Raw genomic sequence first — 20,486 nt, forward strand, 5'->3', positions numbered from 1 at the left:
GGCAGCGACCAAACGGCGCTGCCTTTTTCTTTACGAAGAACTTAACTCAACAACGTGAAAGCAATCATCCCGATAATTGCACCGGTGGTGCCGAGGATGGTTTCCATCATGGTCCAGGTCTTCAGCGTTTGCGCTTCGCTTGCACCGGTAAAACGGCCATACAGCCAGAAACCGGCGTCGTTCACGTGGCTCACCACGATGGAACCGCCCGCGATACAGATGGAGAGTGCCGCCATCTGCGCGCCGTTGAAGTGCAGTTGTTCGATAACCGGCATCACCAGGCCGACCGCCGTCAGACAGGCAACGGTTGCAGAACCCTGAATGATGCGCACCGCCGCCGCCAGCACGAAGCAGGTAATAGCGACAGGCAGGCCCATACCGGTCAGCGCTTCACCCAAAGCCGGGCCTACGCCTGAGTCCACCAGCACCTGTTTGAACACACCGCCTGCACCGATCACCAGCAGAATAATGCCCGCCGGTTGCAGCGCATGGCCGCAGATTTCCATCACGCGATCTTTCGGCATCCCCTGGCGCATCGCCAGGCCGTAAATCGCCACCAGGCACGCCACGAGGATCGCCGTGAACGGGTGACCGATAAATTCCAGCCAGTCATACAGGTTGCTGCCTTCGGTAACGAAACGCGCAGCGATGGTTTTCATTCCCACCAGCACCAGCGGCAGCAGGATCAACGACAAGCTGAACGCGAATGACGGCATTTTGCCTTCGCCAAGATGTGGCTCGCTCACGTCATCAGGAATATGCAGTTCGACATAACGGCTGATGAAGTTGCCCCACAGCGGGCCGGCAATCAGCATGCCCGGAATGGCTGCGCACAGGCCGATCAGGATCATCCAGCCGAAATCAGCGTGCATCTGCGAAGCCAGCAGCATCGGCGCAGGCCCCGGCAGCAGAAACGCCGCCGCTGCCGCAACACCGGCAAACAGAGGAATCACCAGTTTCACCAGGTTGGTGCCCGTATGGCGCGCCATTGAGAAAGCAACGCTGATCAGCAGCACAATCGCCACTTCAAAAAAGAGCGGCAATGCGCAAATCAGCCCGGCCAGACCAATCGCATAATGCGCGCGGCTGTGGCCGAAAGATCTCAACATCTTGACGGCGATTTGGTCCACCGCCCCGGTTTCATGCAGAATTTTGCCGAACATTGCGCCAAGCGCGACCACAATGGCCAGAAAGCCGAGCGTTCCGCCCATCCCTTTTTCCATGGTCTGCGCGATTTTAATCAGCGGCATACCGGAAAAGAGCCCTGCACCAATAGAAACCACCATCAAAGCGACGAAAGCGTGCATACGCGCTTTCATCACTAAAAACAGCAGCAACAGCACGGAGCCGACTGCTGTTAAAACCAGTGTTAATGTACTCACTGCACATTGCCTTTGTTAATAATCTCAATGGTGCTGGCAACAACACCTTCCAGCGGCTGGTCGATATCAACGACCAGAACATCGCGCTCGTCTGCACCCGGCTCTTCAAGGGTGTCAAACTGCGTGACCAGCATTTGCGTTTTAAAGAAGTGGCCCTTACGCGCCTTCAGACGGCTTTCGATAACCTCGAAATCCCCTTTCAGATAGATGAAAGAGAGGTTCGGGTTACCGTCGCGCAGCAGATCGCGATAGTGCTTTTTCAGTGCCGAGCAAACAATCAGCGACACTTTATTGGTGCGCTGCATGGCGAAAGCGGCATCGTTCAGCGCCTGCAACCACGGTTTGCGGTCATCGTCATTGAGCGGCTCGCCGGAAGCCATTTTCATGATATTGCTGCGCGGATGGAGGAAATCGCCATCGAGAAACGCGGCATGTAACTGATGCGCCACTTCGCTGGCGACAGCAGATTTGCCACTGCCTGAAACGCCCATCAGGACATAAATGTGGTGATCAAAGTTCGTCGTGCTCAAGGGTAGCCCCCACAAAGTGCAAGAGTGAATTGTTACGGGTAACTGTTATCGGTAACATTGTCCTGCCGGGGTCTGGGAGAAGCAATATCCATTCGTGCCAGAGATAAATAAGTGTGAGCTACTTCAAATTTGTCAGACTAAATAGATCCACCTGGTGACAAAGTGAAACCTAAATCTAACATTTTCGGCGTAACTGCTTCACCGCGAATGCGCGCCAGTAAGCGCTCTGCGCCAATGCGTCCCATGCGCTCACGTGGCGTCAGGACGCTCGCCAGACGTGGCTCCATCACCTGGCCGATATCGTGACCGTGGAACCCGGCAATCGCCATATCTTCCGGGATCCGCAGCCCCAGACGCTGGCACTCGAACGCGGCGCCGACGGCAAGGTCATCGTTGGTACAGAAAATCCCGTCCAGTTGCGGGTACTCGCGGCGCGCCTGACGCATCAGTTCTATCCCTGACGTATAAGAGGATGACTGCTCCATCATGACGCTATACGGCGTCAGCCCGGCATCCAGCATCGCCTGCTCGTAACCCTTCTGTTTGATGATAGTACGTTCGTCCAGACGTGCGCCGAGATATGCCACGCGCCGGTGGCCGCGTGCGAGAATAGCGGCGGTCATCTGCCGCGCGGCTTCGAAGTTGTCAAAACCCACGGCGATATCAATGCACGGCGAGCGGCTGTCCATCAGCTCCACCACCGGAATACCCGCAACCTGAATCATCTTCAGCGTGCGCGCGGTGTGTTTGCGTTCAGTGAGGATCAGCCCGTCGATATTCCACGAAAGCATCGATTCCAGACGTTCTTCTTCCATCTCCGGTTTATAACCGTAGTGGGCAAGCATCGTCTGATAGCCGTGCGCATCGGTCACGCTTTCAATACCGCGTAACACTTCAGCGAAAACCTGGTTGGTCAAAGAGGGAAGCAGAACACCAATAGCCCGGCTGGTGGCATTGGAGAGAATATCGGGAGCGCGATTGGGAATATAACCCAGTTCATCAAGCGCAGCGGCGATTTTGCCACGTAATGCCTCGGAAACCTGCTCCGGGTTACGTAAGAAACGGCTGACCGTCATTTTGGTCACGCCAACGCGATCGGCCACATCCTGAAGTACGGGTCTTTTCTTTTTCATCGTCCTGACATTTTTATCTGAGTGAGAGTTTCTCAGTTTATCACGGACAATGCGCAACCTTCCGGTAATAACCGAAAGGTTGCGTTATTTATTCAACTAAATCAGATCAAACCGGCGGCAAATCGAACAGCAGAATTTCACTGTCGCTGTCGGCATGAACCGAAATAGCCTGCTCGTCCCAGATTGCCAGACCATCGCTGGTGGTCGCTTTAGTGCCATTAATGGTCACGCTGCCTTTCACCACCTGGATCCAGACGCGGCGTTCAGCGGCAATCTGATGGACAGACTGCTCATCTTTCAACAGCGCCCAGCGGTACAGTTCCATATCCTGGTTCACTTTCAGCGAACCGTCGCGGGCATCCGGCGAAAGCACAAGCTGTTTGCCCTGCAGGGCGTCGAAGCGGCGCTGTTCGTAACGTGGCGTGATACCTGTTTTTTCCGGAATGATCCAGATTTGGTACAGACGCAGACGATCGGTGTCGCTCGGGTTGTACTCAGAGTGACGCACCCCGGTACCAGCACTCATAATCTGGAATTCACCGGCGGGCACCTGCTCTTTATTGCCCATGCTGTCCTGGTGTTCAACTGCGCCTTCCAGCACGTAGGTCAGGATTTCCATGTCTTTGTGCGGATGCGTGCCAAACCCCTGGCCCGGATCGATCACGTCATCGTTAATCACGCGAAGAGCCGAGAAACCCATGAAATTCGGATCGTAATAATCGGCAAAAGAGAAGCTATGCCAGGAATCCAGCCAACCATGATTTGCGTGGCCGCGGTCGTTTGCTTTACGTAAATAGATCATCTTTTTTACCCCCGTATGTTTTCGATGGGGTAAGTGTGGACGCAAACGACAGGCAATCATAGAGGGTGAAAATTGACTCCTCTGTTCAAAAAAAATGAACAATCACAGAGGAGCCATTTGTACTTATTTCGCGAGGGTTATCGTGGCCGGAGAGGCCTGCTCAAAGGCGCGTTCGAGCAACTCAAGGTTGGTGAGAACTTCAGATTCCTTGACGTAATTTGGCGCCCCGGTTGTCAACGTTTGATAGAGCGCATCATAGACGCGGCCATAGTCGCCGGTTTCCGGCGCAACCTCTTCGCGAACCGTTTCGCCCGCCGCATTCACATACTCCAGAATGCCAATACTGTCGTCAGCGGCAAAGCCTGGTTCCCCCGGCATGATATTGGCTTTCAGGCTGGTTTCCTGCTGATCGATACCGTATTTGATAAACGACCCTTTCGTGCCATGCACAATAAATTTCGGGTAATCGATTTTTACCAGATGGCTGGTTTTCACGATGGCTTTTAAATCGCCGTAGAAGAGCTGAGCTTCAAAGGTATCGTCCGGATTGGCCTTGTTGCGCAGGCTGCGAATATCGTAGGCCGCATGATCGGGACGACCAAACAGCGAGATAATCTGGTCCATGGTGTGCACGCCGAGGCCATAAAATGAGCCATCCTGCGGCAAGCCGGGTTTGGTTTCCGCCACCGGGCGGTAATAGTCAAAGTGGCTTTCAATTTCAATAATATTGCCGAGCTTACCGCTTTCGATCGCTTTTTTAGCGGTCAGGAAGCAGGAGTCAAAACGGCGGTTCTGGTACGGAGAGACCGTCAGACCCTTGCTTTTCGCCAGTTCAAACAACGCGATCGCTTCCGCCATCGTCGGGGTAAACGGCTTCTCCACCAGCACGTTTTTCCCTGCTTCCAGCGCGCGCTTCGCATAGTCGAAATGGCTGTCGGCGTGAGTACAGACAATCACCAGTTTTACCTGCGGATCGAGCAGGATGTCGTCCAGATCGCTGGTGAAATGAATATGTTGATACGCGGGATGTTGTTCTTCCGGTTTTGCATGGCGGCGAAAGATGTGCGCCACATTCCAGCTCGCTTTCCGGTTGAGAACATAAGGAAGATGATAACGGGTCGTGCTTTTGCCAAACCCGATAAATGCGCAATGTAGAGTCATGATCCAGTCCTTGTTGAGGTGACTGTCACTACCATAGCGCAACTTCGAAAGCCGTGCCCCTCGCCCTTTTCTCAAAAGGCCGCCTTCGGCAAATGACAGGCAAAAAAAAGCCAGCACGCGGCTGGCTAAGAAATACTGGAAGCAATGTGAGCAATGTCGTGCTTTCAGGATTACCGCAACGGTTTCCCTGAATGCATGGCAATAATAATCATTATCATTCGCACTTGTCTACACCTTTTTGCAAAAAATGGCAGTTGACGCTTTTTATGAAAGCCCGGAAGGTATGGGTAAACCTAACCAAATGGAGAAGCAGGATGAGTGAGATAGTGATACGCCATGCCGAAGCGCGCGATGCCGAAGATTTACGTCAGTTCTATGCGCTACCTGAGGTGTATCACAACCTGCTACAGCTACCGCATCCACCTGCAGAACTCTGGGAAGATCGCCTGAAACCACAGCCAGGACGCCGTCAACTGGTCGCCTGCATTGATAATCAACTGGCCGGAAACCTGACGCTGATGGTGGAACAAAACCCGCGCCGCAGCCACGTTGCCACCTTTGGCATGGCGGTTTCGTCGGCGTTTCATAACCGTGGCGTCGCCAGCGCGTTGATGCGCGAGATGATCAACCTGTGCGACAACTGGCTGCGCATCGACAGAATTGAGCTAACCGTGTTTGTCGATAATGCTCCGGCGCTGGCGGTGTACCGTAAATTCGGTTTTGAAATTGAAGGCACCGGAAAACGTTATGCGCTGCGTAACGGTGAGTTTGTCGATTCGTACTTTATGGCGCGCATGAAAGCCTAAGCCATTCCCTCTCCCTGCGGGAGAGGGAAATCATTCAATATCCGGCCGTTAAATCATCCACCGAGCGCGGGTCCGACGCGCCATACAGTGTACCGTCCGGCGCCACCATAATGCTCTGCGTGCTGCCCATCGCCTCCTTCACCGCCACTTTTTGCCCCCTCTGTTCCAGCAGTTTCAGCGTATCCGGGCTAAAGCCTTTTTCGACGCGCAGCTCATCCGGCAACCATTGATGGTGGAAGCGCGGTGCGTTGGTGGCTTCCGCGACGTTCATCCCGAAATCAATGGAATTCACCACCATTTGCAGCACCGTGGTAATAATCCGGCTGCCGCCAGGGCTGCCGGTCACCAGCCAGGTTTTACCGTCTTTCAGCACAATGGTTGGCGACATCGACGACAGCGGCCGTTTGCCAGGCCCAACTGCGTTCGCATCGCCGCCTACCAGACCATACACGTTTGGCACACCGGGTTTGGCGGAGAAGTCATCCATTTCGTTGTTCATCAGGATGCCGGTATTACCGGCCACAATACCGGTGCCAAAAACCGTATTCAGGGTATAGGTGACGGCCACCGCCGTGCCCTCTTTATCCACCACCGAATAGTGCGTGGTTTGGTTGCTCTCGTAGGGTTCGAGCTTGCCAGGGCGGATCTGGCTGGAAGGGCGGGCTTTATTGAGATCAATCTGTGCGGCGATCGATTTGGCATACGCTTTGTTGGTCAGCGCCTGCCACGGCACTTTGACGAAGTCCGGATCGCCGAGATATTCGGAGCGATCAGCATAGGCGTATTTCTCCGCTTCGGTCATCACCTGTATGGCATCGGCGCTACCAAAGCCATATTTCGCCAGATCGAAGTTCTCCAGAATATTGAGGATCTCAACGATATGGATCCCGCCGGAAGAGGGCGGCGGCATGGAGTAAACCTGATAGCCGCGGTAGTCGCCGCTGATCGGCGTGCGCTCCACGGCTTTGTAATTGGCTAAATCTTCTTTGGTGATAAGCCCGCCGTTTTTGCTCATCTGCTGGGCGATTTGCTCAGCGATAGCGCCTTTGTAGAAGGCGTCCGGCCCTTTTTCCGCAATCATCTCCAGGCTTCTGGCCAGATTGCTCTGCACCAGTTTGTCGCCCTTTTTCAGCGGTTCGCCATCCTTCCAGAAGATCGCTTTACTGTTTTCATGATTTGGCAGCACTTCACTGCCGTAGGTTTTCAGATCGTTCGCCAGCGCATCGTTGACCACAAAACCCTGCTTCGCCAGTTTAATGGCCGGCTGCACCACTTTCTTCAGCGGCAGCGTACCGTACTTTTCCAGCGCCATTGAGAAACCTGCCACCGTGCCGGGCGTCCCGGATGCCAGATGTGAGGTCAGGGATTTTTTGCTGTCCGGGTTACCCTGATCGTCGAGGAACATATCGCGCGTGGCGGCGGCGGGCGCCATTTCCCGGAAATCGATCGCCGTGACCTTCCCCTCTTTGGTACGAATCAACATAAAACCGCCGCCGCCGAGATTACCGGCCTGCGGATGCGTGACCGCCAGCGCATATCCCACCGCGACGGCCGCATCAACAGCATTACCACCCTGCTTCAGAATATCGACGCCAACGCGCGTCGCGGCTTCATCTACCGAAGCCACCATGCCTTGCTTCGCAACCACCGGGTGGAAGACATCGGCTTCAACACCGTACGAGACCGGCGGCGGCGCGGTTGCCTGCCCTTCTGGCGGCGCAGCCGCAACGCTAAAACACCCTCCCGCTGTCAGCGCGGCAATCAGCATCCAACGCGCAAACTTCTGTTTCATCATCGTCGTTACTCCCAGGTAAGGGGCTACAGTTCCCGCTTAAGCCTGGTTCACAACTCTTAAAAAATCATTTTCATGAATGAAAGCAAGTAAACTGAAAGGAAGCCTCAACAGGAGGGAACAACGATGAAACATTTACTGATTCTGGCGGCTCTGCTGCCTTTTAGCGCCTTTGCACAGCCGCTAAACCCGACGAATAACCCAAACCAGCCGGGATATGTGATCCCCAGCCAGCAGCGGATGCAGACGCAAATGCTCAACCAGCAGCAACAGCAGCAGGGCATGCTGAGGCAGCAACAGCAGACGCAAAGCCGCCTGCAACAGCAAAATCTGCAAACGCAAATGAATAACAACTCACAGCGGATTAAACAGGCGCAGCCCGGCGCGCTTAACCAGGGCCAGCAAGTGCTGCCAAATACCGGTAGCGGAATGTTAAGCGGCGGAACGGCTTCTGGCGGGATGACGACGCAGCAGCATATGCTGCCGCAGAGTCAAAACGGCAACATGCTGCAAAGCACGCCGCCGTCGACCACCTCTCAATAACGGAAGTTCGGCCCGATATCGTCGATTTTATCGGTGCAGATGCTGTCCACACCCCAGCGCAACAGCTCGGCAGCGCGCGCGGGTTGGTTTACGGTGTAAACCAGAATGCGTAAGCCCGCGTCGCGCAACATGCGCACCCGCGCTTCATCCAGCAGTTTGTGATTGAGATGGATGGAGAGGCATCCGAGGCGTGTGGTCAGTTCCTGCCAGTCATCGCGCCACTCGTCAAGCAACAGGCCGCGCGGCAGTTCCGGCGCGGCTTGCTGAGCGGCTTCCAGCGCATCGATTTCAAACGAAGAGAGCAAGGGCGCGGTCATGCCTGCCCACAATTCGCGGGCGGCCAGCGCCACCACTTTGCCGGTCAGCGGACCGGTGCCGGTGGTGGGTTTGATTTCGATATTCGCCATCATGCCGTGCTGGCGGCAACGCTCCGCTACCTGCGAAAGCAGCGGCAGCGGCTCGCCTTTGAATTCGCCGCTAAACCAGCCGCCGGCATCCACTTTCAGCAAATCACTCCACGCCAGTTCGCCCGCCACGCCCCAGCCATTGCTGGTACGCTCAAGGTTGTCGTCATGCAGCAGGAAAATCTCGCCGTCTTTCGACAATTTGGCATCGAACTCAATCATGGTATGCCCGTAACTCGCGCCGACGTCGATTGCCGCCAGCGTGTTTTCCGGAGCCAGTTTCCCGCCGCCGCGATGGGCGACAATATGGGGATAAGGCCAGTTACTCATACGCGTTGTCCTGTTTCACCATCAAATAAGTGCAGGTGATTTTCCGGCAGATGCAGCCACAACGTGCTGCCCGCAGCCGGGCGTTCGTAATGCGATAAGCGAACCACCAGCTTCTGCTCGCCCCAGCGGCCGTGCGCCAGGTTGTCTGCGCCGAGCATCTCCAGCGTCTCCATCACCAGCGGAACGCCACCTTCGGCCTGTGAGCTTAACGCAATATGTTCCGGGCGGATACCCAGCGTCATTTTGCGCCCGGCGTAGCCGCGGTAGTACCAGTTGATCGGCAATGCCATACCGCTTCCCAGTTCAAAATGGGTGCCCTCGCTATTGATGCGGCCCTCCAGCAGGTTCATCGCCGGGCTGCCGATAAAGCTCGCCACAAAACGGCTGGCGGGTTTTTCATACACTTCCACTGGCGTTCCGATTTGTTCAGCAACACCTTTATTCATCACCAGCACACGTTGCGCCAGCGTCATCGCTTCAACCTGATCGTGCGTGACATACAGCGAAGTGGTGTTCAGGCGGCGGTGCAGTTGTTGTAACTCCAGCCGCATCTGCACGCGCAATTTAGCATCGAGGTTCGACAGCGGTTCATCAAAGAGAAACACCGCCGGATCGCGCACAATAGCGCGCCCCATCGCCACGCGCTGGCGCTGACCGCCGGACAACTCGCGCGGACGGCGCTTCAACAAACCATCTAGTTCAAGAATACGCGCCGCCTCCGCCACCCGACCGGCAATGTGCGCTTTGCCCATACCGCGGATTTTCAGCCCCCACGCCATGTTCTCTTCCACACTCATATGCGGGTAGAGCGCATAGTTCTGGAACACCATCGCAATACCGCGATCTTTCGGCTCCTTTTCGGTCACGCGCTGGGTGTCGATCCAGATATCGCCGCTGGAGACGCGCTCCAGCCCGGCAACCATACGCAGCAACGTTGATTTCCCGCAGCCCGACGGGCCAACCATCACGATAAATTCACCATCCGAGACGTCCAGCGTCAGCGGTTGAATCACCTGCGTTTTGCCGCTGTCCCAGCTTTTGGTTACAGCCTGTAATTTTAAACCTGCCATCTTATTTCTCACTGTCCACTAAACCACGCACAAACGCGCGCTGCATGGCTAAAACGATAACGACCGGGGGGATCAACGTCAGCAGCATCGCTGCCATCACCTGGTTCCATTGCGTGGTGCCTTCACCGCTGGCAATCATGCCTTTCACGCCCGCTACGGCTGTGCCGAGGTTAACGTCGTTGATAATCAGCAGCGGCCACAAATACTGGTTCCAGCCGTAGATAAAAGTGATCACGAACAGTGCAGCCAGGTTGGTTTTGGAAAGCGGCAGCACAATGTCGCGGAAAAAACGCATTGGCGAGGCGCCATCAATGCGCGCGGCTTCCAGCAGCTCATCCGGCAGGGTCATAAAGAACTGGCGGAACAGGAATGTCGCGGTGGCCGACGCCATCAGTGGCAACGTCAGGCCGGTGTAGCTGTCGAGCATCTTCAGGTTGGCGATCACTTCCACCGTCGGGAAAATACGCACCTCGACCGGCAGCATTAAGGTGATGAAAATCATCCAGAAGAAGAGGTTACGCAGCGGAAAGCGAAACCAGACGATGGCGAAAGCCGACAGCATCGACACCGTGATTTTGCCCACCGTGATCGCCAGCGCCATGATGAAGCTGTTGGTCAGCATCAGCCAGAATGGCGCGCTGTTTACGCCGACGCCGTTCATCCAGATGTTGCGCAGGTTTTCCCACAGGTGAGTGCCAGGAATTAAGGTCATCGGCGTGTCATAGACGGCGTTGATATCCAGCGTCGCGGTCACGAAGGCGACATACAGCGGAAACAGCACCACGACGACACCGAGAATAAGCATGATATGGCTGAACAGCGCCAGTCCGGGGCGATTCTCAATCATTGGTAGCGCACCTTACGTTCAACATAGCGAAACTGGATAACCGTCAGCACAATTACCAGCACCATCAGCACCACCGACTGCGCCGCCGAAGCAGAAAGATCCAGGCCGACAAACCCTTCACGGTAGATCTTATAAATCAACGTCGTGGTTGCCTGCACCGGGCCACCAGCGGTCGCGGCATCAATCACCGGGAAGGTATCGAAGAAGGCGTAAACGAGGTTCACCACCAGCAGGAAGAAACTGACCGGCGCGATGAGCGGCAGCGACAGTTTGAAGAAGCGGCGAACCGGCCCGGCGCCGTCAATAGCCGCCGCCTCGACCAGCGAGCGGGGAATCGATTGCAGCGCAGCGAAAAAGAACAGGAAGTTGTAGCTGATCTGCTGCCACACCGAGGTGAAAACCACCAGAAACATCGCCTGGCCGCTGTTTTGCGCGTGGTTCCAGTTGTAGCCGAACTGTTCCAGAAAATGGGTAATCAACCCGCGCCCGGGGTTAAACAGGAAGATCCACAGTACGGCGGCAACGGCTGGCGCAACCGCATAAGGCAGCAGCATCAGCGTCTGGTAGATACGGCTGCCGCGCACCACGTTGTCCACCAGCGCCGCAAAAAACAGCGAGACAAACAGGCCGCTAAAGGTCACCAGCGCGCTAAAACGCATCGTGGTCCAGAACGAATCCAGATAATAGCCGTCATGAAACAGCGCGATAAAGTTGTCCAGCCCGACAAACTGGCTGGAAAGCCCGAACGGATCCACGCTTTGTACCGAGTACCACAACGCTTCGCCCGCAGGCCAGATAAAGAAAATAATGGTGATAACCAGTTGCGGGGCAACCAGCAAATAGGGCAGCCAGCGCGAGCGGAACACCGGACGGGATGATGACATTGCGATTTGCTTCCTGAACCGTGTCGGGTGGCGCTCCGCTTATTCAGCCTGCAAGCATGTGCAGGCCGGGTAAGGCAAAGACGCCACCCGGCATTTCTACATTAGGACTTCGTTGACTGCTCGAAACGGCGCAGCAGCTGGTTACCACGCTCAACGGCAGAATCCAGCGCCTGTTGCGGGGTTTTCTTACCGGTCCACACGCTTTCCAGCTCTTCATCGACAACACTGCGGATCTGCGGCATGTTGCCCAGACGCAGACCTTTGGTGAACGCCAACGGCGGCTTGTTCAGCATCTGACGCGTAGCGATATCAGCCCCCGGATTTTTGTCATAGAAACCCTGCTTGCGGGTCAAATCGTAAGCGGCAGTGGTGATCGGCAGGTAACCGGTTTTCTGGTGCCATTCGGCAGCAATTTCCGGTTTCGTCAGGAAGTCGAGGAACTGCGCCACGCCTTTGTAGGTCGCGTTATCTTTGCCCTGCATCACCCACAGGCTGGCTCCGCCAATGATGGCGTTCTGCGGCGCGCCTTTCACGTCAGCGTCGTAAGGCATCATGCCCACGCCGTAGTTGAATTTGGCGTAGTGACGAATATCCGCCAGCGAGCCAGAAGAAGCCGTGGTAATGGCGCAATCACCGTTGTAGAACTTCTCGGTGGATTCGTCTTTACGCCCGAAGTAGCTGAAATCGCCCTTCTTGTTCATCTCTTCCAGCATGGCGATATGTTTCACCTGCTCCGGCTTGTTGAACTCCAGCACCGCATCAGTACCGTCGAAACCGTTATTTTTGGTCGCCACCGGCAGACCGTGCCAGGCGCTGAAGTTTTCAATCTGGATCCAGCCCTGCCAGCCGCTGGCGTAACCGCATTTCATTCCGGCCGCTTTCAGCTTCTCGGTGTAAGCGGCCAGATCCTGCCAGGTTTTCGGCGGCTGCTCCGGATCTAAACCGGCTTTTTTGAAGGCATCTTTGTTGTAGTACAGCACCGGCGTGGAGCTGTTAAACGGCTGAGAAAGCAGATGACCGGATTTAGAATCGGTGTAATAACCGGCAACGGTCGGTACGAACTGGCTTTCATCAAAGTTGATACCGGCATCTTTAAACACCTGATACACCGGCTTGATAGCTTTGGACGCCATCATGGTGGCGGTACCCACTTCATAAACCTGCAAAATGGCAGGCGCGTTACCGGTACGGAACGCAGCGATACCTGCGCTCAGGCTCTGCTCATAGTTGCCTTTGTAGACCGGAACAATTTTGTAATCCGGGTGTGTGTCATTGAAACGTTGCGCCAGGGAGTCAACTTCTTTACCTAACTCCCCTTCCATCGAATGCCAGAACGGAATGGTGGTTGCAGCCATGGCGTTGCCTGCAAAAACTAACCCCATAGCCAGACCCAAAGCGGTATGCCGTAACGTTGTCATTGTGATCTCTCTTGTTATGCGGGATGCGCGATATCACGCGTTTTTATGCTCGCGAGGTAACATGACACGCTCGAATTACAGAAAAATAACCTTTTAATTACAATCAGATGACAGCCAGGCGTCAGGAAAATGTCGAAGAGATGATGGTACGGTGACGGAAAAATGGCGGCTCATCGGCGATTCGATGATGCCGCCCGTAAAGGTAAAAAGGCTTCTCTGTCGCAGAGAAGCCTTTTTATTACATGAATCGCCCGGCGACTCAGCTTGTCAGGTATATCGACAAGCCGCCAGGATACTTGCCCGCATAAAATTTGATAAAAAAACCGGCCCCTGGAGGCCGGTTTAAATACTGTTACCTCAAGGAGTTACCCGCCGAGATAAGCGCTGCGCACCGCTTCGTTCGCCAGCAGCGCGTCGCCGGTATCTTCCAGCACCACGTGGCCGTTTTCCAGCACGTAACCGCGATCGGCGAGCTTCAGCGCCTGGTTGGCGTTCTGCTCCACCAGGAAGATGGTCATCCCTTCTTTACGCAGTTGCTCGATGGTGTCGAAGATTTGCTGAATGATGATAGGTGCCAGGCCCAGCGACGGTTCATCCAGCAGCAACAAACGCGGCTGGCTCATCAGCGCGCGGCCAATCGCCAGCATCTGCTGTTCGCCGCCGGACATGGTGCCCGCACGCTGAATACGCCGTTCATGCAGACGCGGGAACAGCGCATAAACCCGCTCAATGCGGCTCTGGAACTGTTCACGATCGGCGAAGAAACCGCCCATCGCCAGGTTCTCTTCCACAGTCATTCGTGAGAAGACACGACGCCCTTCCGGCACAATCGCCACCGCTTCACGCATGATTTTCGCGGTCTGCCAGTCGGTGATCTCTTTGCCGTCAAATATAATGTGCCCGCTGCTCGCACGCGGATCGCCGCACAGGGTGCCCAGCAGGGTGGTTTTGCCCGCGCCGTTAGCGCCGATCAGGGTCACGATTTCCCCCTGATTAATGTGCAGACTGACATCGTGCAGCGCCTGAATCTTGCCGTAGTGGGCGCTGACTTTGTCAAAAGATAACATCACTTTTTCCATCTTATGCCTCACCCAGGTATGCGCGGATCACGTCCGGATTGTTACGGATCTCTTCCGGCGTCCCGTTCGCCAGCGGCGTCCCCTGGTTCACCACATAAATCCTGTCGGAAATCCCCATCACCAGTTTCATATCGTGCTCAATCAGCAGAATGGTGGTGTTGTGGTTGTTACGCAGCTCGACGATCAATTCGTCCAGCTCTTTGGTCTCTTTCGGGTTCAGGCCGGCCGCAGGTTCGTCGAGCATCAGGATCTCCGGCTGCGTTACCATGCAGCGGACGATCTCCAGACGACGCTGGTCGCCGTAAGCCAGGTTACTGGCCTGGCGGTTAGCGTGGGCTAACAAACCGATACGCTCCAGCCACACTGCGGCGCGATCCAGCGCTTCACTTTGTGCGCGGCGGAATGACGGAGTTTTCAGCAGGCCGGAGAAGACGCCGGTTTTCAGTTGCTGATGCTGGCCAACCAGCAGGTTCTCAATCACCGTCATTTCACGGAACAGGCGCACGTGCTGGAAAGTACGCACCACGCCCATCCGCGCGATTTGCTGGCCCGGCAACCCTTCGAGGTGCTTATCACGCAGCATAATGGTGCCGCCGGTCGGTTTATAGAAACCAGTGAGGCAGTTAAATACGGTGGTTTTCCCCGCGCCGTTCGGACCAATCAGCGAAACGATCTCTTGTGGATGCAGATCCAGCGCGACGTTGTTCACCGCCAGCAGACCACCGAAGCGCATCATCAGACCGTTTACGGATAACAATGGCTGACTCATGCCTGCTCTCCTTTCGCTTGCCCGTTTTTCAATTTCAACTGCGGACGGGTCATCGGCAGCAAGCCTTGCGGACGCCAAATCATCATCAGTACCATCAAACCACCCAGCATCAACATGCTGTATTCATTGAAATCACGCATCAACTCGCGGGAAACCACCAGCAGGATGGCCGCGAGAATAACCGCAAACTGCGAGCCCATACCGCCCAGCACCACAATCGCCAGCACAAAGGCAGATTCGGCAAAGGTGAAGGATTCCGGGCTGACAAAACCCTGGCGGGCAGCGAACAGCGTCCCGGCAAAACCGGCAAACGCGGCGCTGATGGTAAAAGCGGTCAGCTTGATGCGCGTCGGATTCAGGCCCAGCGAGCGACAGGCGATTTCATCTTCACGCAGCGCTTCCCACGCACGGCCAAGCGGCATACGCAGCAGGCGGTTAATGACAAACAGCGTGACCACGACCAGCAACAGCGCGACCAGATAGAGGAAAACCACGCGGTCATTCGGATCATAGGACACATGGAAGAAGTTGCTGAAGGTATCCCAGCCGCCTTCTCGCGCAGTGCGGCTGAATTCCAGGCCGAACAGCGTTGGTTTCGGGATCTGGCTGATGCCGTTCGGGCCGCCGGTAATTTCGGTGTTATTCAACAGCAAGATGCGGACGATTTCACCGAAGCCGAGCGTCACAATCGCCAGATAGTCGCCGCGCAGACGCAGAACCGGGAAGCCCAGCAGGAACCCGGCAGCCGCGGAAACCAGCCCCGCCAGCGGCAGGCAAGTCCAGAAACCCAGCCCGTAATAGTGGTTCAACAGCGCGAAGGTATAGGCACCGATGGCGTAAAAACCGCCGTAGCCCAGCACCAGCAGGCCGGAAAGCCCCACCACTACGTTCAGTCCAAGGCCGAGGATGATATAAATCATCGTCATAGTGGCGATATCCACCGTGCCGCGCGACACCACAAACGGCCACGCCACGGCGATAACCAGCAGCGCCAGCAGGAACAGTTTCTGTTTTACCGTTGAGCCATCGATAGCCGGCAGAACGAATTTCGGACCGGAAACGCCGCGCAGGCCTTTCTGTAACAGCGGTCGCAGCAACTGGAAGAAAAAGACCACGGCAGTACCGATGATGATCCACTGCCAGCGGATATCCGCAGCGGTGTTCACCACCAGTTTGGTGCCATCCAGCTCAAGCTGGACACCCATAAAGACGCCAGCCAGCACGAAGAACATCGCGGCGGAAAGCAGCGCCATCGCAAAATGCATCGGTTTCATACTTTTTCCACCTCCGGGCGGCCCAGGATACCGGTAGGCATTACCAGTAGCACCACGATCAACAGCGCGAACGAAACCACATCTTTATATTCCGTACTGAGATACGCAGAGCAGAGCGATTCGGTAACACCGAGGATCAGCCCGCCAATCATCGCGCCAGGAATGCTGCCGATACCGCCCAGCACCGCTGCGGTGAACGCCTTCATCCCGGCCATAAAGCCGATGTAGGGGTTGATCACGCCGTAGAACTGGCCCAGCAACACACCAGCCACCGCCGCCATTGCCGCACCGATCACGAAGGTCAGCGCGATAACGCGGTCGGTGTTAATGCCCAGCAAGCTGGCCATTTTCAGGTCTTCTGCACAAGCGCGGCAGGCGCGACCCATACGGGAGTAACGGATAAACAGCGTCAGCGCCAGCATCGCCACGAAAGTCACAATCCAGATCACCAACTGCATGGTGGTGACAGAAGCAGAGAAGTTTTCGCTGCTGCCGACAACCCACTGGCCGTTGAACAGGCTCGGCAGCGCCACATCGCGCGAACCTTCGGTCAGGCTGACGTAGTTTTGCAGGAAGATGGACATGCCGATGGCGGAGATCAGCGCAATCAGACGCTTGGAGTTACGCACCGGGCGATAGGCCACCCGTTCGATGCTCCAGCCGTATGCGCTGGCGATCACGATGGCGCCAACAAAACCGGCGGCGACCAGCAGCCAGCTGCTGTCGATGCCCATCATCATCAGCGCGGCGATGATCATAAAGGAGACATAGCTACCGATCATGTAAACCTCGCCGTGGGCGAAGTTGATCATGCCGATGATGCCGTAAACCATGGTGTAACCAATGGCGATCAATGCATAGGTGCTTCCCAGCGTTACGCCGTTAAACATCTGCTGCACAAAATAGAGAAACTGCTCGGACATAACTTAACCTTCTTAAAACTTCCCGGACATTGCGCCCAGGAAGCGGGATGACAGTTATTTCGCCACAGAGGACGAACCATCGGCGTGCCATTGGAAGACGCCAAACTCAAATCCTTTCAGATCGCCTTTTTCATCCCAGTTCAGCGGCCCAATCACGGTTTTAGCCCCGTTGGCTTTTAAATCTTTGATAAGCGTCAGCGGATCGTCGCTGCCGGTACGCTCCAGCGCGGTCGCCAGCGATTGCACGGCAGCGTATGTGATCCACACATATGGCCCGCTCGCATCTTTCTTCTGCGCTTTCAGGGCATCGACGATGCTCTGGTTCGCCGGATCCTGGTCATAGCGCTTCGGCATCGTCACCAGCATGCCTTCCGCCGCATTGCCCGCGATGTTAGACAGAGAAGCGTTACCCACGCCTTCCGGCCCCATAAACTGGGTTTTCAGTCCGCTGGCGCGCGCCTGGCGCAGCATTTGTCCCATCTCCGGGTAATAACCACCGTAGTAGACAAAATCGATATTTTCTTTTTGCAGACGGGCGATAAGCGCGGAGAAATCTTTCTCCCCGGCGGTGATGCCATCAAAAAAGACAATGTTTGCGCCGCCAGCTTTCAGCCCTTCCTGCACGGAACGAGCAAGACCTTCTCCGTACTGCTGCTTATCGTGAATGATGGCGATACGCTGCGGTTTAACCGAATTCAGAATGTATTTCGCGGCGGTCGGCCCCTGCGAAGAGTCCAGCCCGGCGGTGCGCATAATGTGCTGATAGCCGCGCTGAGTCAGTTCCGGATTCGTCGCGCCTGGCGTGATCATCAGAATACCTTCGTCTTCGTAGATATCAGATGCAGGCTGCGTGGAGGAGGAGCAGAGATGGCCAATTACATATTTCACACCGTCGTTAACGATTTTGTTCGCTACGGCAACGGCTTGTTTCGGGTCACAGGCGTCGTCGTACTCAACAGCAACCAGTTTGTCGCCCTTGATTCCGCCTTTGGCGTTGATATCGTGGATAGCCTGGCGCGCGCCGTTAAATTCCATGTCGCCCCACTGCGCAACAGGACCGGACATCGCCCCAACAACCGCCACTTTAATATCCTTCGCCACGGCCGCGTGAGACATCGCAAGTGCAACCATTCCCGCGATTAATGTCTTCGCGTTCCTTCTCATTGTTGTAAATCCCCATTCGTGATGTCGTGTAATAATTTTGTTTTTTTATGGTTAAAAAGCATTCTGTACTTTTAATGCACAACGCTATTTTTACCAGCGCCTTTAATGGTTTAGCGCAGTTTTTTGGCAAAAACCAGACTAAATCCTCTATTTTTCAGGCGATTAAGCACAGATAATATTCTGTATTTAATCGGAGATAAACAAAAAAAGTCCCATTGCCAGCATAAAATAATGGTACATAAAGCGGAATAAATCACTACCAATCAGGTTAAAATGCTGCCTGCTTTTCGATCTCTAATGTTTCACACTGGCTGAACGTCTGCGGCAAAATTATTCACCTGCCGAATGAAAAATAAAAAACTACCCCTCTCCGGTCGATGAAATTGATTACACTCACACTATCTTTTGCGTTTTGGACAAGCTGTACATGAAATTGACTATCATCCGACTGGTAACCTTTACCGAGCAGGATCATATTGATTTAGCGAAAGTCTGGCCGGAATACTCTCCTGCTTCCCTTGAAGTGGATGATGACCACCGCATTTATGCGGCCCGCTTTAACGATCGCCTGCTGGCTGCCGTGCGCGTCACCCTGCGCGGCACCGAAGGTGCGCTGGATTCGCTGCGCGTGCGCGATATCACTCGCCGTCGCGGCGTTGGGCAGTACCTCGTTGAAGAAGTGATTCGTGATAACCCCAGCATCACCAGTTGGTGGATTGCTGATATTGGTGTCGAAGATCGCAGTGTGATGGCGGCGTTCGCTCAGACGTTGGGCTTTACCGCGCAGGAAAATGGCTGGGAAAAACGATAAAAAATTCCGGGTAGCGTTTGCTTACCCGGCATAGAAAATAACGATCTTCTGACCAGGAATTTCGTGTCGCAGGAAGCCGGCAAGTTCGCTCATCCCCGGAAGCTTACTGAAGTAAGTGACCGGGGTGAGTGAATGCAGCCAACGCATCTGTGGCGCGAAAGGCGACGGTCAGTTCATAAAATTACTTAGCGTCAGTCGCCGTACCGTTCGCGTGCCAGGTAAACACACCAAACTCAAAGCCTTTCAGATCGCCCTTCTGATCCCATGACAGCGGCCCCATCACGGTATCAACAGTGTGCCCTTTCAGGTAAGTGGCAATCGCGTCCGGTTCCGCAGTCTGGTTCAGACCTGCCGCCAGAGACTGCACGGCTGCGTAGGTGGTCCACACGAATGCGCCGCTCGGATCCTGTTTCTTCGCTTTGATAGCATCAACAATCGGTTTGTTCGCCGGGATCTGATCGTAGTTCTTCGGCTTCGTCACCAGCATGCCTTCTGCTGAATCGCCCGCGATGTTAGACAGGGAGACGTTCGCTACGCCTTCCGGCCCCATAAACTGGGTTTTCAGGCCAGCTGCGCGTGACTGACGCAGGATCTGCCCCATTTCCGGGTGATAGCCGCCGTAGTAGACGAAATCGATGTTCTCTTTCTTCAGACGCGCCACCAGCGTGGAGAAATCTTTCTCACCAGCGGTGATACCGTCAAAGAACACCACGTTGGCGCCGCCTTTTTTCAGGCCGTCCTGCACCGCACGCGCCAGACCTTCACCATACTGCTGTTTGTCGTGGATGACCGCGATGCGCTGCGGTTTCACTTTATCCAGAATGTATTTCGCAGCGGTCGGGCCCTGATCGGAATCCAGGCCAGTCGTGCGCAGCGTCAGTTTGTAACCGCGCGCGGTCAGCTCCGGCGCTGTCGCCGCAGGCGTGATCATCAGAATACCTTCGTCTTCATAGATATCAGACGCAGGCTGAGTAGAAGAGGAGCACAGGTGACCGATAACATATTTGATGCCGTCGTTGACCACTTTGTTGGCTACTGCAACCGCTTGTTTTGGGTCACACGCATCGTCATATTTTACCGCTACCAGTTTGTCGCCTTTGATGCCGCCCTTCGCGTTGATGTCTGCGATAGCCTGCTCAGCGCCGGTAAATTCCTGGTCGCCATACTGCGCAACCGGACCGGACATCGCACCGACAACGGCAACTTTAATATCTTTGGCGAATGCCACGTTGCTCATTGCTAACGCAATACATCCTGCCAGTAACGCTTTGCCCTTCATTTTCATCCTGAGTTTCCCCATTGTTATGGTTATTGCATTTGTTGTGATGTTGTTGTGTGGCACATTATTTTGATTACCATCATAA

General features: G+C 55.1%; 20 protein-coding genes. 3 read left to right on the forward strand and 17 right to left on the reverse strand.

All coding sequences use genetic code 11. The annotated features are described in order from the left end of the window. Window positions 1-41 precede the first annotated feature (41 nt). The 5 genes from gntU to DK872_RS12735 all read right to left on the reverse strand — a co-directional run bounded on the left by gntU (window position 42) and on the right by DK872_RS12735 (window position 5,008). The gene (gntU, locus tag DK872_RS12715) at window positions 42-1,382 is read right to left on the reverse strand and encodes a gluconate transporter (protein WP_007369717.1); all 1,341 of its coding nucleotides are present in this window, start codon (window positions 1,380-1,382) and stop codon (window positions 42-44) included. Next, window positions 1,379-1,912 carry a gluconokinase gene (gntK, locus tag DK872_RS12720; RefSeq protein ID WP_007369716.1) on the reverse strand — a complete coding sequence of 178 codons (534 nt, stop codon included), beginning with the start codon at window positions 1,910-1,912 and terminating at the stop codon, window positions 1,379-1,381. Before gntK ends, gntU begins: the two co-directional genes overlap by 4 nt. Before the next feature lie 137 nt (window positions 1,913-2,049). Next, window positions 2,050-3,045 (reverse strand): gluconate operon transcriptional repressor GntR, encoded by a 996-nt coding sequence (gntR, locus tag DK872_RS12725; RefSeq protein ID WP_007369715.1) that lies wholly within the window; start codon window positions 3,043-3,045, stop codon window positions 2,050-2,052. Between the two features lie 106 nt (window positions 3,046-3,151). Next, entirely contained in the window at window positions 3,152-3,847 is a 696-nt protein-coding gene (locus DK872_RS12730) for a pirin family protein (protein WP_007369714.1), read from the reverse strand. A gap of 123 nt (window positions 3,848-3,970) precedes the next feature. Further along, complete coding sequence (locus tag DK872_RS12735; protein ID WP_007369713.1) at window positions 3,971-5,008, reverse strand: oxidoreductase; 1,038 nt, start codon at window positions 5,006-5,008, stop codon at window positions 3,971-3,973. Between the two features lie 314 nt (window positions 5,009-5,322). On the opposite strand from DK872_RS12735, the gene yhhY reads away from it, so the two are divergent. Then, a complete protein-coding gene (gene yhhY, locus DK872_RS12740) occupies window positions 5,323-5,814 on the forward strand; it encodes an N-acetyltransferase (protein ID WP_007369712.1) in 492 nt (163 codons plus the stop codon). Between the two features lie 34 nt (window positions 5,815-5,848). Here the strand turns inward: yhhY and ggt are convergent, their stop codons facing one another. Beyond that, complete coding sequence (gene ggt, locus DK872_RS12745) at window positions 5,849-7,606, reverse strand: gamma-glutamyltransferase (protein WP_370520908.1); 1,758 nt, start codon at window positions 7,604-7,606, stop codon at window positions 5,849-5,851. Window positions 7,607-7,732: 126 nt separating this feature from the next. Between ggt and DK872_RS12750 the strand changes: the two genes are divergently transcribed. Continuing rightward, the gene (locus DK872_RS12750) at window positions 7,733-8,149 is read left to right on the forward strand and encodes a DUF2756 family protein (protein WP_007369710.1); all 417 of its coding nucleotides are present in this window, start codon (window positions 7,733-7,735) and stop codon (window positions 8,147-8,149) included. Here DK872_RS12750 and ugpQ read toward each other — a convergent pair. The 10 genes from ugpQ to livK form a co-directional block, all read right to left on the reverse strand. Further along, the gene (gene ugpQ, locus DK872_RS12755) at window positions 8,143-8,883 is read right to left on the reverse strand and encodes a glycerophosphodiester phosphodiesterase (RefSeq protein WP_071921634.1); all 741 of its coding nucleotides are present in this window, start codon (window positions 8,881-8,883) and stop codon (window positions 8,143-8,145) included. The genes DK872_RS12750 and ugpQ overlap by 7 nt on opposite strands. Beyond that, window positions 8,880-9,953 carry a sn-glycerol-3-phosphate import ATP-binding protein UgpC gene (locus DK872_RS12760; protein WP_079517264.1) on the reverse strand — a complete coding sequence of 358 codons (1,074 nt, stop codon included), beginning with the start codon at window positions 9,951-9,953 and terminating at the stop codon, window positions 8,880-8,882. The genes ugpQ and DK872_RS12760 overlap by 4 nt, the downstream gene beginning before the upstream one ends. Window position 9,954: 1 nt before the next feature. Beyond that, window positions 9,955-10,800 (reverse strand): sn-glycerol-3-phosphate ABC transporter permease UgpE, encoded by an 846-nt coding sequence (gene ugpE / locus DK872_RS12765; protein WP_007369707.1) that lies wholly within the window; start codon window positions 10,798-10,800, stop codon window positions 9,955-9,957. Next, window positions 10,797-11,684 (reverse strand): sn-glycerol-3-phosphate ABC transporter permease UgpA, encoded by an 888-nt coding sequence (gene ugpA / locus DK872_RS12770; RefSeq protein ID WP_007369706.1) that lies wholly within the window; start codon window positions 11,682-11,684, stop codon window positions 10,797-10,799. Before ugpA ends, ugpE begins: the two co-directional genes overlap by 4 nt. A 101-nt stretch (window positions 11,685-11,785) precedes the next feature. Then, entirely contained in the window at window positions 11,786-13,102 is a 1,317-nt protein-coding gene (gene ugpB, locus DK872_RS12775; RefSeq protein WP_035941994.1) for a sn-glycerol-3-phosphate ABC transporter substrate-binding protein UgpB, read from the reverse strand. 365 nt (window positions 13,103-13,467) lie between these two features. Then, a complete protein-coding gene (gene livF / locus DK872_RS12780; RefSeq protein ID WP_035888915.1) occupies window positions 13,468-14,181 on the reverse strand; it encodes a high-affinity branched-chain amino acid ABC transporter ATP-binding protein LivF in 714 nt (237 codons plus the stop codon). Window position 14,182: 1 nt separating this feature from the next. Continuing rightward, entirely contained in the window at window positions 14,183-14,950 is a 768-nt protein-coding gene (gene livG / locus DK872_RS12785; RefSeq protein WP_007369703.1) for a high-affinity branched-chain amino acid ABC transporter ATP-binding protein LivG, read from the reverse strand. Beyond that, on the reverse strand, window positions 14,947-16,224 hold the full coding sequence (locus DK872_RS12790) for a high-affinity branched-chain amino acid ABC transporter permease LivM (RefSeq protein WP_007369702.1): 1,278 nt from the start codon (window positions 16,222-16,224) through the stop codon (window positions 14,947-14,949). Before DK872_RS12790 ends, livG begins: the two co-directional genes overlap by 4 nt. Continuing rightward, complete coding sequence (gene livH / locus DK872_RS12795; protein ID WP_007369701.1) at window positions 16,221-17,147, reverse strand: high-affinity branched-chain amino acid ABC transporter permease LivH; 927 nt, start codon at window positions 17,145-17,147, stop codon at window positions 16,221-16,223. The genes DK872_RS12790 and livH overlap by 4 nt, the downstream gene beginning before the upstream one ends. A 54-nt stretch (window positions 17,148-17,201) precedes the next feature. After that, window positions 17,202-18,311, reverse strand: coding sequence for a high-affinity branched-chain amino acid ABC transporter substrate-binding protein LivK (gene livK, locus DK872_RS12800; RefSeq protein ID WP_007369700.1), 1,110 nt, complete (start codon window positions 18,309-18,311; stop codon window positions 17,202-17,204). A gap of 427 nt (window positions 18,312-18,738) precedes the next feature. On the opposite strand from livK, the gene panM reads away from it, so the two are divergent. Beyond that, entirely contained in the window at window positions 18,739-19,122 is a 384-nt protein-coding gene (panM, locus tag DK872_RS12805; protein WP_007369698.1) for an aspartate 1-decarboxylase autocleavage activator PanM, read from the forward strand. 181 nt (window positions 19,123-19,303) lie between these two features. Here the strand turns inward: panM and DK872_RS12810 are convergent, their stop codons facing one another. Beyond that, entirely contained in the window at window positions 19,304-20,407 is a 1,104-nt protein-coding gene (locus tag DK872_RS12810) for a branched-chain amino acid ABC transporter substrate-binding protein (protein ID WP_007369697.1), read from the reverse strand. Between the last annotated feature and the right edge of the window lie 79 nt (window positions 20,408-20,486).

Origin of the sequence: Kosakonia sp. MH5 (assembly GCF_009935945.1) — a bacterium.
In the GTDB taxonomy this organism is placed as follows: domain Bacteria; phylum Pseudomonadota; class Gammaproteobacteria; order Enterobacterales; family Enterobacteriaceae; genus Kosakonia; species Kosakonia radicincitans.

What these genes read in the sequence shown, in the direction of transcription:
- DK872_RS12735 (WP_007369713.1), bottom strand. Translation starts at nt 5,008, where the DNA reads ATGACTCTACATTGCGCATTTATCGGGTTTGGCAAAAGCACGACCCGT.
- DK872_RS12750 (WP_007369710.1), top strand. Translation starts at nt 7,733, where the DNA reads ATGAAACATTTACTGATTCTGGCGGCTCTGCTGCCTTTTAGCGCCTTT.
- DK872_RS12730 (WP_007369714.1), bottom strand. Translation starts at nt 3,847, where the DNA reads ATGATCTATTTACGTAAAGCAAACGACCGCGGCCACGCAAATCATGGT.
- ugpB (WP_035941994.1), bottom strand. Translation starts at nt 13,102, where the DNA reads ATGACAACGTTACGGCATACCGCTTTGGGTCTGGCTATGGGGTTAGTT.
- ggt (WP_370520908.1), bottom strand. Translation starts at nt 7,606, where the DNA reads ATGAAACAGAAGTTTGCGCGTTGGATGCTGATTGCCGCGCTGACAGCG.
- gntR (WP_007369715.1), bottom strand. Translation starts at nt 3,045, where the DNA reads ATGAAAAAGAAAAGACCCGTACTTCAGGATGTGGCCGATCGCGTTGGC.
- DK872_RS12810 (WP_007369697.1), bottom strand. Translation starts at nt 20,407, where the DNA reads ATGAAAATGAAGGGCAAAGCGTTACTGGCAGGATGTATTGCGTTAGCA.
- ugpE (WP_007369707.1), bottom strand. Translation starts at nt 10,800, where the DNA reads ATGATTGAGAATCGCCCCGGACTGGCGCTGTTCAGCCATATCATGCTT.
- DK872_RS12760 (WP_079517264.1), bottom strand. Translation starts at nt 9,953, where the DNA reads ATGGCAGGTTTAAAATTACAGGCTGTAACCAAAAGCTGGGACAGCGGC.
- panM (WP_007369698.1), top strand. Translation starts at nt 18,739, where the DNA reads ATGAAATTGACTATCATCCGACTGGTAACCTTTACCGAGCAGGATCAT.
- livK (WP_007369700.1), bottom strand. Translation starts at nt 18,311, where the DNA reads ATGAGAAGGAACGCGAAGACATTAATCGCGGGAATGGTTGCACTTGCG.
- livH (WP_007369701.1), bottom strand. Translation starts at nt 17,147, where the DNA reads ATGTCCGAGCAGTTTCTCTATTTTGTGCAGCAGATGTTTAACGGCGTA.
- ugpQ (WP_071921634.1), bottom strand. Translation starts at nt 8,883, where the DNA reads ATGAGTAACTGGCCTTATCCCCATATTGTCGCCCATCGCGGCGGCGGG.
- livG (WP_007369703.1), bottom strand. Translation starts at nt 14,950, where the DNA reads ATGAGTCAGCCATTGTTATCCGTAAACGGTCTGATGATGCGCTTCGGT.
- yhhY (WP_007369712.1), top strand. Translation starts at nt 5,323, where the DNA reads ATGAGTGAGATAGTGATACGCCATGCCGAAGCGCGCGATGCCGAAGAT.
- ugpA (WP_007369706.1), bottom strand. Translation starts at nt 11,684, where the DNA reads ATGTCATCATCCCGTCCGGTGTTCCGCTCGCGCTGGCTGCCCTATTTG.
- DK872_RS12790 (WP_007369702.1), bottom strand. Translation starts at nt 16,224, where the DNA reads ATGAAACCGATGCATTTTGCGATGGCGCTGCTTTCCGCCGCGATGTTC.
- livF (WP_035888915.1), bottom strand. Translation starts at nt 14,181, where the DNA reads ATGGAAAAAGTGATGTTATCTTTTGACAAAGTCAGCGCCCACTACGGC.